Source organism: Longimicrobiaceae bacterium (assembly GCA_036375715.1).
Classification (GTDB): domain Bacteria; phylum Gemmatimonadota; class Gemmatimonadetes; order Longimicrobiales; family Longimicrobiaceae; genus DASVBS01.
This window is the reverse complement of the sequence record DASVBS010000065.1, coordinates 131158-143566: the sequence shown is the minus strand read 5'-3', so window position 1 is coordinate 143566 and position 12409 is coordinate 131158. Positions and strand designations below refer to the sequence as shown.

Below are 12409 nucleotides of genomic sequence, written 5' to 3'. Positions count from 1 at the left end.
ATTGTTGGCCCCTGGCGGGTACCTCGATACAGATCCCGACAACTTCAATGAAGGTGGCTTTCGAGATGCAACGGCACCGCACCGCTGCCCGCTGCGCGCTTCGGACCATCGTCCTTGCGGCGGTGGCGGTGCTGTCGTTTGCCTGCCAGCCAGCCCGGCCGAACGCCGCCACCGAAGCCGTCGAGATCTCCCTTCCCGCGGCGCGCGCGTACGTGGAGCGCCTGGCCGCGAAGCCCGCTGCTGAGCTGAGCGACAGCGAGGTGGTGGTGCTCGGCTACCTGGAGCGTGCCCGGATCGGTCTGGGTAGCCCCTTCCGCTTGATCGAGTTCGCGCTGCGCGACCCCTTCCTCGATCTGGAGCAGCGACAGGCGGTCGCCTTCGCGCTGCTGGCCCGCGCCCGCGAGGGCCGCACGTACGAGATCGACCCCCGCGTGCTCGACCTGGTTCGGCTCAACGGGGTGGATCCCCGTGTGTCGACTGGTGCCCACCAGCTCGCGCTGATCGAGCGCATCATCGGGATCGCGCCCAGCGCGGCGAGCGGCGAGCGCATGGTGCGGCTCGGTTTCGAACTCGCCAGGGCGGAGAACACGGTAACGGCGAGCTTCCCCTCGGTGGTCTCGCACGTCGCGGCGCTGGTGGCGGATCGACGACGGGCGCGGGAGGACGCCAATCGGCTGATCGCGGCCGCGCGACAGGAGCGCGTCTCGCCGCTCGATCTCATCCCCTCCTGGCGGGCCGAGCGGCGCTTCAGCGTGGAGACGCCGGCGATGGCAGTCCTCACGGCGGCCGAGGAGGAGGCCGTGGCCACGCAGGGTCCGCGCGTGGCGCAGGGAATCCGCGCGATTGCCCACCGCCTGGGCGGATCGGGCGTCGCCGCGGTGCTAGTCGGCGCGGAGGAGGGTGGCCCGGAACCGGTGCTCTCGCTGGAGGCGGCGGGGCGGCTCCTCGAGGTGGCGAGCCGTCGAGATTACCCGCCGCAGGCGCCCATCAGTGTCGCCCTGATGATCAATCGGGACGAGTACGTGGCCGGCGCTGGCGGGGAGGAGGCTGAGCAGGAAGCGCGGGCTGCGTTCATCGATACGATGTACAATGAGGAGCGCTTCGTGGCGGGGTGGATCCTGGAGAAGGCGGGGCACCCGGCGGAAGGGCTGCGCCTACGGCTGATCCAGTTGCAGGCGACCGTTTTCTTCCGGGTCTGGAACCAGGAACAGCCGTGGTTTCCGGGAGATCCGGCCCCTGCGGCCAAGGACCTCATCGCCCGCTTCGGACTTGCCGGGGTTGAATTCGGGGAGCAGGTCCCGGATCGCTGGCGTCCGTATTACCGACGTATCCTGGGGCAGGGGCTGGTCGATCTGCAACGGGTGCTCCCGACCACCTCGGTGCGCGGCCTCACCATCCGCTTCGACGAGCTCCCCGGAGGGCGGCGGGCTCTGGCCCTGCACGACCCGGCAACGCGCACCCTGTACCTGCCGCCTCGCACGGGGGCCGGGACGCTGGCGCACGAGATCGCGCACGACCTGGACTGGCAGCTCGCGCGCAAGCGTTACGACTCGCACCGCGGCTACGCCACCGACATGGCGGTGAGCCTCGGGCGTGGCGACAGGCTCGCGTACGCGCTGAGCAGCCTTGCCGCCTCCATTACCCAACCGGATAGCGTCGGACGAGCGCACGATACCCGACCGGCAGAGGTCTTCGCCCGCGGGACCGATTGGTTCGTGGCGGCTCTGCTGGCGCGGGAAGGCCGTGCTGGCGGATATCTGACCTCCTTCCAGGACCCGGCACTGACCGGCTACGGGACTACGCGCGGACCGGACATCGGAGGCGGGGCGGTGGGGTCGCTGCTGGAGATCCTGCAGCGGATCACCCCGGTGGAGCCGGCCGCGGCGGAGTGGGCGCTGGAAGTACATGGGCCGCAGCGGCGACTCTCGCCCATCGAGCTGGCCAAGGCGCTCACCGAAGCGGGGTCGGACCTTCCGGCGATGGAGCGGTTTGCGGTGATCCGGGAGCACCGCGACCGGGCGCTGAGCCTGCTCGACAACGCGAGCTGTCGCATGAGCTCGGCGGAAGGCCTGCGGCGTCTCAGCGCCGCGCAGCGGAGCCTGATCGAGGCTGCCGCGGAGGCGGCTGCGCGCGGCGCCGCCTTCGAAGCCGCTCGTGAAGTCGGCCGCGGAGCCGGGATATCGGCGAGTCGGACCGACGCGTGGATGACGCACCGTCTCTACGGTGCACCGGAGCCTGCCGACAGCGCGCTCGCCGAGCTTGCTCCGGCGCTGGAGGAGATCGTCTATCACGTCAACACCCTGCGCGCCCCGGAGGAGGTGGAGCTCGTGGACGTGTTCGGCTTTGCCCCCCGGCCTACGGTGTGCGGTGGCAACCCATTTGCGATCCGCCGCTTCGGCGCGGCGGCGCGTCCGCCGGCCACGTCCGCTCCCCGCCCGTGATCGGCACCGGAGAGCTCGCCAGGATCCTCCATCCATCGATACCCGACGAATGATCCGGCCCCAGCGGGTTCTGGAACTGGCTCACTCGTTCCTGGAAGAGGTACGCAGAGATCTGGAGAAGGCCGCGGCGGAGGGGACCGACCTGCCACCCCGGCTACGTACGGTGCACCAGAAACAGGGTCAGTCGGCCCCGGAGCTCCGGACTCTTAGGGTGCCAGTTCCGCCGGGTGGAGAAGGAAATTCGCCCGAGATTCTCTCGGGCCTGATCGCGAAGTACACGGCTCAGAAGCCGCCCACCTGCCTCCTGCTCGCCCTGGACGTTCTCTCGACCGAGGCCGACGGTACCACCCGTCCGCTTCTCATCGCGGAGGCGCGTGACCGCAACGGGACCCGCCTGTTCATGATGCAGCCCTTCCGGGTGGAGAATGGCGTGGTCACGTGGGGAGAGCCGCTGGGCGGAGGATGGCAGGACCCGGGCGACGAGGAGATGATCCTGGATGCATCGTTCCGGAACGACTGAGCCTTCCGGAAGATGGTCACGGTATCGGCCTGTGAGGGCGCCTCCTTGTGGGCGCCCTCACACCATGCCACAAGCCGCTACCGTCCGGAACCCTCCGCTTTGTCGTGCGGGCGGCCACAAGAGCCGAGTCCCTGCAGAACGACCCGGCGGTTGACCATCGTCACGCGCAGCGGAAGCTGTCGAGAAGCGCCTCGAGCTGGATCATGTACTGGTACTTCGGACGTCCCGGAGCGTACAGCCAGCCATCGGTGAGGTAGGCGTACTCTCCGCAGCGCACCAACCGGGTGATGACCGGCCCTCCAGCCGGCCATGAACCCGGCGGGTTCGACCAGGTCGTCTGCACTTCCAGGGCGGGATTCCCGCCGACCTCGATCCCAATTCGTGTCACCAGAGCGCTGTCGGCGGTGACCTGCGGCGGCGTGGTGGTACGCGCCGCCAGTTCGGCGCGCCAACCGATCACCGCCCGCGGGGTCGACTCCACCTCGTCCCATGGCCGACGAGTCACGGTGACCTGTCGGATCAGGTCGGAAGGGTCGGGCTGATCGTTGCGGAAGACGAAGACGCCGACCTCGGGCTCAGTCACGCGGTAGACCGCGGGAACCCGGAGGGAGAATCCGGCGATGCGGGCGAGCGAATCGGCGAGCTCGGTCTGCTCGCCGCTCACGAACATGCGGGCGAGGGAGTACTCTTCCAGCTGCCGGAGGTAGAGCGCGCCCACTTCCGGCATCACCGCCGCTGCTTCGGCGGCTTGTGAGCCCGGCGGCAGCAGCAGGATGGTGACCGTCTGAGGGCGCGCCCAGACGTTCCTCGCCACCAGAATTTCCGGCCCCCGGGGAACCCGGTCGCCGACCTTCTTCAGCGCGGTCGCCACCCAGGGATCGGCCGCCTCCCCGATCACCAGGACCTGCCGCAGCTTGCGGAAATCGGCCCAATCCTCGCTGGTCGCCGGGTCGACGTGAGCGACGTCGAAGATCCGCTCCTCGCGCACGGTGAATCGGCTGGGCTCCAGCGCCTCGACGATCGACGCGCCGACCTCGTGCCAGGTCGCATCGTCGACCGCCACCATGATGCGCGAGTGATCGCCCACGGCGGCGGGAAGGTCGCAGCCCGCGAGCACGGAGCCTGTCAGCAGCAGAGCCACCGCGCGCGCCGTGCTGGGCATAGGATCAGCTGTGCGGGTGTGCGGACGCGCGCGGGGAAGGGATCCGCTGCGGAGCGCCGAATCGCGTCTCCAGCTCGCTCCAGACCTCCTCGAGGGGGAGTCCCCGCACCTGCAGGAGCACCAGCAGGTGGAAGAAGAGGTCCGACATCTCGGAGCGCAGCTCGGCGTTGTCGGCGTTCTTGGCGGCAATGACGACCTCGGTCGCCTCCTCCCCCACCTTCTTGAGAACTTTATCGAGGCCCTGCTCCAGAAGGTACGTCGTATATGATCCCTCCGGCCGCTCCGCTGCGCGCTGTGCGACGATGCGGTGGACGCGTGAAAGGATGTGCCCGTGTGGCGGAGTCTCGAGCAAGCCCTCCTCACCCACGCCTCGGTAGAAACAGGTGGGCTTCCCTGTGTGGCACGCCGCGCCCTTCTGGTCGACGAGATAGAGCACCGCGTCGCCGTCGCAGTCTACCCGGACCTCACGGACCTCCTGGATGTGGCCGCTGGTGTCCCCCTTTCGCCAGAGCTCCTGGCGGGAGCGGCTCCAGTAGTGCGCACGTCCGCTCTGGGCGGTGCGCTCGAGCGCTTCCCGGTTGGCGTAGGCCACCATCAGGACCTCGCCGGTGGTCGCCTCCTGCGCCACCACCGGGAGCAGTCCGTCCGCGTCGTATTTGAGCTCGTCGAGCCAGGACATCGATTCGTTCGGCAAGGGGGATTACTCCGCGAGAATGTACCCGCCGCGCCGAGTCGGGGTCAACGGGCGGGTGTCAGTGCCGGCCGGCAGCGCAGACTGCCAGTCCGGGAGTGCCAGTCGCCCGACCAGGAGTGTCTGTCACGGGCACTTCGGGATGCAGCGCTTGCCGGCGACGCGATGAGTCGCTATCCCTCAGCGCCGGTCGTGCCTGGTCGCGGCACGCTTCCGGACGCCGTGCGCGAAGCGGTCGGCCCGGACTTCGGCGTCGGAGGTTCCCCCTCCCACGGGCGGGTAGGCGAATGAGCGCGAATGACATAGCCGCCCGATCGCCTTGCTGTCGACTCGTGGGCCTGCGTAGGGAGCAGATTGAGAGATCAGGGCTGGCGTCCAGCAACTGCGGTAGCATGGAACCGAACGCACTGCCACACGCGAGCGAGCGACTAGCGCACTGGCGCGACGCCTGGTGGAAGGCAGGCAAGCTCGTGCTCCTGCTCGATTTCGACGGCACGCTCGCCCCGATCGTCTCCCATCCGGAAGATGCCGCGCTTCCCGAGGCTACCGCCTCTGCGCTCCGGCACCTCAGGGCGATCCCCTCCCTCGAGATGGCGGTGGTGAGCGGCCGGGCCATGGCCGATGCGCGCGGGCGCGTGGGGATCCCGGATATCGCATATGCCGGTAATCACGGAATGGAGATCGAGGCCCCCGGACTCAGCCGCATTCACCAGGAGGCGGCGGCGTCGCGGCCGTGGCTCGAGTCTGCTGCGGCAGAGCTGGAGAGGGAGATCGGGGGGATCCCCGGCGTGCTGGTCGAGGACAAGGAGCTGACGCTGAGCGTCCACTATCGTCGCGTCGCGCCTGAGCGGGTGGAGGAGGTGCGCCGTGCAGTATTCGCAGTGGCCGGTGGGCACGAAGGGCTCCGGGTAACGGAAGGGAAGATGATCCTGGAGGTGCGACCCAGAGTCGACTGGCACAAGGGAAAGGCCGTCGAGTTCCTCCTGGGCGAGCTGCGCCCCCCTGCCGGTGCCCCGGTGATCTATCTGGGTGATGATCAGACCGACGAAGACGCCTTTCGCGTGCTGCGGGCGCAGCGATCCGTCGACGGCGAAGGGGTGATTGTCGCCGATCCACAGCCGATCCATACCGCCGCCAGCGCATACCTGCGCGGTCCGGACGAGGTGGCCGATCTGCTGAGGAAGCTCGTGGAGGTGGCGCCGGAGGGGCGGCTGGGCAGAGATTAGCCGGCGTGAATACGGAGCGGCCGGAGCACCTCGCGATGCTCCGGCCGCCCCACCTTATCCCTGCGCCGGTATTAGACGGGTCTCCTCCCGGTGATGATCCGCCATGCGATGACGATCACCGCGACGATCAGCAGGACTACCGCAACGCTCTCCAGTGCCGCGATCGTACCCGAGAAGCCGAGCAGAGCGAGCACCAGCAGGATGATTCCCAGCAGCAGGATGATGTCCACGATTTCTCTCCAGGTGGCGGTGATCGATGCCATCGATCACCCTTTGCGCAATGGCTGTGCCGATACCCGGAAATGGCGGTGGGGGCGTTGATTTCCGCCCTCGAGCCGGGCTATGTTGAGCGGATGTCGAGCTTTCCGATTTCCAGCGTACCGCCGGGGTCGCAAGACCTGCTGGCCGAGGACGTTCGTCGGCGCCGCCGAGTGCAGGCCGCCTGGTTCGCGCTGGCCGAGGAGCGTGGGTACGCGGAGGTTATTCCTCCGACCTTCGAGTACGAGGAAGTGTTCACGCTCGGCGCGGGGCCCGATCTGGCTTCGCGCCTCGTTCGCTTCGTTGACCAGGATGGTCGCCTGGTGGCGCTGCGGGCGGACTTCACCTCCAGCATCGCGCGGGTGGCGGCGACGCGCCTTGCCTCCGCCCCGCTTCCGCTCCGGCTCTGCTATGCTGGCAAGGTCTACCGCCAGGAACCTGAGGGCGGAAGCCGCCACCGCGAAACCTTCCAGCTCGGGGCCGAGCTGATCGGGGCAGGGGACGTCTCCGCGGACGTGGAGGTGCTGCGGCTGGTGATCGATCTGCTGCACCGCCTGCAGATACGGGATTTCCAGATCAACCTCGGGGAGATGGGCTTCGTGCGGCCCCTGCTAGCCGGGCTTCCTGCCGACGCGTCGGAAAGTCTGCGCGGGGCGATCGATCGCAAGGATCGGGCGGAGCTGGCGGCCGTCGTCGCCGAGCGCAACCCTCGTCCCGAGGTGGCGGCGGCGCTGGTCGAGCTCCCGCAGCTGATCGGGCGGGGGGAAATGCTGCTTCGCGCACGCTCGCTTGCCCCGGGCGAGGAGGGCCGGCAGGCGATCGAGCGCCTGGCGAGGATTGACGAAAGCCTGACGGAGGCGGAGCGCGCGCACGTCGTCTACGATCTGGGGGAGATTCGCGGGCTCGGCTACTACACGGGGATCCAGTTCGAGGTGTTCGTGGCGGGGGTCGGTCGCGCCATCGGATTCGGCGGCCGCTACGACGGGCTCCTCGCCCTCTACGGCGCGGATCGCCCGGCGGTCGGGTTTTCGCTGGAGACCGACGCGCTGGCCGAGCTACTGGGAGGTGAGGGCACATGAGCGCGGTCCCTCTGCGGGTGGCGCTACCCAAAGGCCGGTTGATGCCTCAGGTGCTGAAGCTCTGGGCACAGCTCGGCTGTGAGGTCCCCGAGGAAGCGCTAGGCAGCCGCCGCCTCATCCTCCCTTGCGAAAACGGCCGGTTCGAGTTTCTCCCGGTCAAGAACCGCGACGTCCCCACCTACGTGGAGGCCGGCGTGGCCGATCTCGGCGTGGTGGGGCTGGACGTGCTCAGGGAGCAGCGTCCGGACGTGCTGCAGCCGCTCGATCTGGGGCTGGGAGCCTGCCGAATGGCGGTGGCCGCGCCGCGCGGCACGCCCTATCCGCGCCTGCCCGGCGCCGTTACCCCGCGGGTGGCCACCAAGTATATCGCCACGGCCCGGCAGTTCTTCGCCGAGGCAGGGGTTCAGGTGGAGCTGGTGCGGATTACCGGTTCGGTAGAGCTGGCCCCTTTGCTGGGGCTCTCGCACTGGATCGTCGACCTCGTGGAGACCGGTCGTACGCTGGAGGAGAACGGGCTGGTCGTCCTCGACACGATCTTCGCTTCTTCGGCGCGGCTGATCGTGAACCGGGCGAGCCATAAGCTGCGGCTGGAAGAGCATCAACGACTGATTGGCGAGCTGGAGGAGGTCCTGCGTGGCGCAAGGAAGTAGCGAAGTGGGCATCCGAATCAAGCGCGCGCAGCCCCCTTTCACGGAGCTGCGCGCGATGATGCGCGCCGCCTCCACCTCCGACCCGGAGCTGTCCAGCCGGGTCTCCGCAATTCTGCAGACGGTGGCCAAGGATGGCGACGCCGCATTGATCCGCTTGGCCCGCGAGCTCGACGGAGCGACGGAGGAGCGGGTAGCGGATCTCCGGGTGTCGCGTGAGGAGCTCGCCCGCGCCGCCGACGCGCTGCCGGATCCAGTGCGCGCCGCCCTGGAGGGTGCCGCCAGAAACGTCCGGCGCTTTCACGAGCGGCAGCTGGAGCGCGGGTTTCTCGACTTCTTTCCCGACGGAAGCGTGCTCGGTCAGCGGGTGCTGCCGCTGCGCCGCGTGGGCGTCTACGTGCCGGGCGGGCGAGCGAGCTACCCCTCGTCTGTGTTGATGAACGTGATCCCGGCACGGGTGGCGGGCGTGGACGAGATCGTCATGGTCAGCCCCACCCCCGACGGCGCCAACCCGGTCGTGCTGGCCGCGGCTCACCTGGCCGGGGTGACCGAGCTCTACCGGGTGGGCGGGGCACACGCCGTCGCGGCGCTTGCCTATGGCACGGACACCATTGCGCCCGTCGACAAGATCGTCGGTCCGGGGAACCGCTGGGTGGCGGAAGCGAAGCGCCAGGTCTTCGGCCGGGTGGACATCGACATGGTGGCCGGCCCTTCCGAGATCCTGGTGATCGCGGACGAGACCGCCGACCCGGTCCACGTAGCGGCCGACCTGATCGGCCAGGCGGAGCACGATCCCGACGCGATCGCCTGGCTGGTGACCACCTCCGAGGGCCTCGCCGCCGCGGTGCCGGACGCTCTAGATCGGCTGCTGATCGCGAATCCGCGGGCCGAGATCGCCCGGGCTGCCCTCGCCGCGTACGGCCTCATCCTGGTCGTCCCGGACCTTGCGGCCGCGGCCGCGGCCGCGGATCTCCGGGCGCCCGAGCACCTCGAGCTGCTCGTTCGCGAGCCGCTCGCCCTCGCCGGGAAGATCCGCAACGCGGGCGCGATCTTCCTGGGGAGCCATTCTCCCGAGCCCGTGGGCGACTACTTCGCGGGGCCGAACCATGTTCTGCCGACGGGGGGCACAGCGCGCTGGGCATCGCCGCTCGGCGTCTACGATTTCCTGAAGCGCACCAGCCTGATCGGCTACTCGGCCGAGCGTCTCCAGCAGGACGCCGCGGACGTGATCCGCCTCGCGGAAGCCGAGGGTCTGCATGGGCACGCGGAGGCGGTGCGGGTGCGTCTGGCGGCATCGCCCCGCGAGGGGACACCAACCAAGGATCGATCGTGAGGATTCTGTACGCATTGATCTGTGAGGAGGCGTCGAGCCGGGCGGACGGCAGGCTCGACGCCGGCGGGGTCTTCCATCAGCTGTACGCACCGGGATTTCCGGCGCAACAGGATTCGCTGGTCCTCGCGCTCGCGATCGAATGGAACGAGGGCGAGACGGGCCGCCGGCACTTCCGCATCGACCTCGTGGATCCGGACCGCAGCCCATGCCTTACCGTCAGCGGCCACACCGACGTCAACCCCACGCCGGCTGGTGAGGCGCCGCCGCAGACGCGTCTGGTTCTCCCCGTGGAGAACGTCGTCTTCCCGAGCGCGGGCACGTACCTGTTCGAGCTGCACCTCGACGATCAGACCTACCCGCTTACCCCGCTACACATCGTCGAGAATAGCGAGGCGGGGGCAAATTAGCCTCCGCTCCCCACGACCTCCTCGATCGAGCGGACCCCCTCACGTCGCATCCGCGCGAGGAGCCCGCGGTTGATGTCGCGGGCGATGGTGGGGCCCTGGTAGATGAAGCCGGTGTAGACCTGCAGCAGGCTGGCGCCTGCACGCAGGCGCTCCCATGCATCCCCCGCGGTGAAGATGCCTCCCACCCCGATGATCGGGATGCGACCACCGGTATGCTTGTAAATCCGAGCGACCAGCTCCAGGGCGCGCCGACGCAGGGGTCTCCCGCTGATGCCCCCCAGCCCCAGACGCTCGACTTCGTTAGCGGGTGTCCGTAGCCCCGTCCGTTCGACGGTGGTGTTCACCGCGATCACACCGGAAACGCGCTCCGCGGCCGCGATGTCCACCGCCTCTTCCGCCTGCGTATCGGTCAGGTCCGGGGAGAGCTTCACCAGCACCGGTGGAGGCGAGCCTCCCGCGGCTCGCGCCCGGGCTCTCTCCACCACCGCCCGCAGCAGCGCCCGTAGCGGCTCGGTCTCCTGAAGCGAGCGGAGGCCGGGGGTGTTGGGCGAGCTGACGTTGACGACGAGGTAGCGAGCAAAGGGAAGCAGCAGATCGAGGCTACGAAGGTAGTCCTCCGCGGCCTTCTCCAGCGGCGTGACCTTGCTCTTTCCCAGGTTGATCCCGAGGATCGGCTCAATGGGCGTGCGCTGGAGGTGGTGCGCCACCGCGGCGGCACCCGGATTGTTGAATCCCATCCGGTTCAGGAGAGCTTCGTCCTCCGGCAAGCGGAAGAGCCGGGGCCGCGGGTTGCCCGGCTGTGCTTCAGCCGTGACCGTGCCGATCTCTATGAATCCGAAACCCAGCGCCCCGAGGGCGTTGAAGGCCGAGCCAGCCTTGTCGAAGCCGGCGGCCAGCCCGACGGGATTGGGAAAGTCGATCCCCCACCGCTGCACGTGGAGGGTCGGATCGCGGACCTCGAAGAAGGCTCGTGCCGCAGTGCGTGCCGCGCGGGTGGCGAAGGCGGTCTCGAGCCATCCGGTGACCACTTCGTGGGCGGTCTCCGGCGGCATGCGGAAGAGCGGAGCACGCGCCAGACGGTAAATCAGCGACACGGTATCAGGGCTACGGGGGCACTCGGCACGGGCCTCGCGAGTGATCACGGCGCGGCAAGCTAGACCAACCCCGTGATGCTTGCAAGTCTTGGCCTGGCTTGACGCTGCGTCGGCGCGGCGGGCATATTCACGCGCGCGCCTGCAGCATTGGCTCGCTTTCTGGAAGGCCAGACTGCAGGGCAGCCGTTGCGGCTCCCCACAAGGAGCCGACAAGGCGCCCACCCGGGCGCACCTCCGGGCCGAAATCCAGTAACACGGGCATCGGCCCTCGATCCCCCAGCGCGGCCGCAGCCGGTGGGCGAGTCACGCATCCGCGACCCAGGAGTAGGCAACCATGGGAACCCAGCGGCACGAAGCCGACGTCGTCTTCCTTTCCGCCAAGAGGACACCTTTCGGTACTTTTGGCGGCTCGCTCAAGGACTTCAGCGCCACCGATCTGGGCGCACACGTCGCGCGGGCGGCGCTGGATGCCTCGGGCGTGGCGGCGGCCGAGGTCGGCCACGTGATCTTCGGAAACGCTCTGCAGACTTCAGCCGATGCGCTGTACCTGGCCCGGCACATCGGGTTGAAGGCGGGCCTTCCGGAAGCGGTACCCGCCCTCACCGTGAACCGCCTGTGCGGATCGGGATTCCAGGCGGTGGTGAGCGGCGCCATGGAGATCCTGCTGGGCGAGTGTGACGTGGTGGTCTGCGGCGGGACGGAATCGATGAGCCAGGCGCCGCACGTGGTACGCGGCGCCCGCTGGGGGGAGCAGCGCCTGGGATCGGCGGGTCAGTTCTACCAGGATCTCCTCTGGGAGGCCCTCACCGATCCGGTGGCGGGCTGCTCGATGGCAATGACCGCGGAGAACCTGGCCGAGCGGTATCAGCTGACCCGCGAGGAGGTGGACGAATACGCCGCACGGTCGCAGCGGCTCGCGCACGCAGCCTGGGAGGCGGGCCACTTCGCCTCGCAGATCGTCCCCATCCGGGTCGGTCGCGGGAAGAACGAGCGCGAGTTCACCCGCGACGAGCACATCCGGCCGGAGACCACACCCGAAATCCTGGCGGGGCTCAAGCCGTACTTCAAGGAGGGCGGGACCGTCACCGCAGGGAACGCTTCGGGAATCGGCGATGGCGCGGCGGCGATGGTGATCGCTTCCGGGGAGTGGGCGAGCAAGCGCGATCTGCGCCCGCTCGGACGGCTGGTGGCCTGGGGCGTGGCGGGCGTCGAACCTGCCTACATGGGGATCGGGCCGGCGCCTGCCTCGCGGCTCGCCCTCGACCACGCGGGGCTCACGCTCGATCAGATCGATCTGGTGGAGATCAACGAGGCCTTCGCCTCGCAATACTGCGCAGTGGAGAAGGAGCTAGGCCTCGACCGTGAGCGCACGAACGTCTCCGGAGGGGCAATCGCCATCACCCACCCGCTGGGCGCCTCGGGGGCGCGCATCACCGTGCACCTGCTTCACGAGCTGAAGCGGCGCGGCCTGCGGCTGGGGCTGGGGAGCGCGTGCATTGGTGGCGGGCAGGGAATCGCAGTGATCGTGGAGGCTTTCTGACCCTCTCGGAC

The 12409-nt window shown here is 69.0% G+C and carries 12 protein-coding genes; 8 read left to right on the top strand and 4 right to left on the bottom strand.

Features of this window, described 5'->3' with window-relative positions; translation table 11 throughout:
• Nucleotides 1-47 precede the first annotated feature (47 nt).
• Together VF167_14115 and VF167_14110 are read left to right on the top strand one after the other, a co-directional pair.
• Entirely contained in the window at nucleotides 48-2441 is a 2394-nt protein-coding gene (locus VF167_14115; protein ID HEX6926552.1) for a hypothetical protein, read from the top strand.
• A gap of 49 nt (nucleotides 2442-2490) precedes the next feature.
• A complete protein-coding gene (locus VF167_14110; GenBank protein ID HEX6926551.1) occupies nucleotides 2491-2961 on the top strand; it encodes a hypothetical protein in 471 nt (156 codons plus the stop codon).
• 160 nt (nucleotides 2962-3121) lie between these two features.
• On the opposite strand, the gene VF167_14105 is transcribed toward VF167_14110, so the two are convergent.
• Nucleotides 3122-4123: a DUF4837 family protein gene (locus tag VF167_14105; protein HEX6926550.1), complete on the bottom strand. Its 1002-nt coding sequence runs from the start codon at nucleotides 4121-4123 to the stop codon at nucleotides 3122-3124.
• A 4-nt stretch (nucleotides 4124-4127) separates the two neighbouring features.
• Entirely contained in the window at nucleotides 4128-4802 is a 675-nt protein-coding gene (gene hisIE / locus VF167_14100; protein HEX6926549.1) for a bifunctional phosphoribosyl-AMP cyclohydrolase/phosphoribosyl-ATP diphosphatase HisIE, read from the bottom strand.
• Nucleotides 4803-5206: 404 nt separating this feature from the next.
• Between hisIE and otsB the strand changes: the two genes are divergently transcribed.
• Nucleotides 5207-6040: a trehalose-phosphatase gene (gene otsB / locus VF167_14095; protein HEX6926548.1), complete on the top strand. Its 834-nt coding sequence runs from the start codon at nucleotides 5207-5209 to the stop codon at nucleotides 6038-6040.
• A gap of 71 nt (nucleotides 6041-6111) precedes the next feature.
• Here otsB and VF167_14090 read toward each other — a convergent pair whose 3' ends face one another.
• The gene (locus tag VF167_14090; GenBank protein HEX6926547.1) at nucleotides 6112-6303 is read right to left on the bottom strand and encodes a hypothetical protein; all 192 of its coding nucleotides are present in this window, start codon (nucleotides 6301-6303) and stop codon (nucleotides 6112-6114) included.
• 90 nt (nucleotides 6304-6393) lie between these two features.
• Here VF167_14090 and hisZ point away from each other — a divergent pair, with 90 nt between their 5' ends.
• From hisZ to VF167_14070, 4 genes are read left to right on the top strand one after another with little or no spacing between them, the layout of a single operon-like run.
• Entirely contained in the window at nucleotides 6394-7377 is a 984-nt protein-coding gene (hisZ, locus tag VF167_14085) for an ATP phosphoribosyltransferase regulatory subunit (protein ID HEX6926546.1), read from the top strand.
• The gene (gene hisG, locus VF167_14080) at nucleotides 7374-8027 is read left to right on the top strand and encodes an ATP phosphoribosyltransferase (protein ID HEX6926545.1); all 654 of its coding nucleotides are present in this window, start codon (nucleotides 7374-7376) and stop codon (nucleotides 8025-8027) included. The genes hisZ and hisG overlap by 4 nt, the downstream gene beginning before the upstream one ends.
• Nucleotides 8011-9357: a histidinol dehydrogenase gene (hisD, locus tag VF167_14075; GenBank protein ID HEX6926544.1), complete on the top strand. Its 1347-nt coding sequence runs from the start codon at nucleotides 8011-8013 to the stop codon at nucleotides 9355-9357. The genes hisG and hisD overlap by 17 nt, the downstream gene beginning before the upstream one ends.
• Nucleotides 9354-9764: a hypothetical protein gene (locus VF167_14070; GenBank protein HEX6926543.1), complete on the top strand. Its 411-nt coding sequence runs from the start codon at nucleotides 9354-9356 to the stop codon at nucleotides 9762-9764. Before hisD ends, VF167_14070 begins: the two co-directional genes overlap by 4 nt.
• On the opposite strand, the gene VF167_14065 is transcribed toward VF167_14070, so the two are convergent.
• Nucleotides 9761-10858, bottom strand: coding sequence for a quinone-dependent dihydroorotate dehydrogenase (locus VF167_14065; GenBank protein ID HEX6926542.1), 1098 nt, complete (start codon nucleotides 10856-10858; stop codon nucleotides 9761-9763). The genes VF167_14070 and VF167_14065 overlap by 4 nt on opposite strands.
• Before the next feature lie 334 nt (nucleotides 10859-11192).
• Between VF167_14065 and VF167_14060 the strand changes: the two genes are divergently transcribed.
• Nucleotides 11193-12398 (top strand): acetyl-CoA C-acetyltransferase, encoded by a 1206-nt coding sequence (locus tag VF167_14060; protein HEX6926541.1) that lies wholly within the window; start codon nucleotides 11193-11195, stop codon nucleotides 12396-12398.
• The last annotated feature ends 11 nt before the right edge of the window (nucleotides 12399-12409 follow it).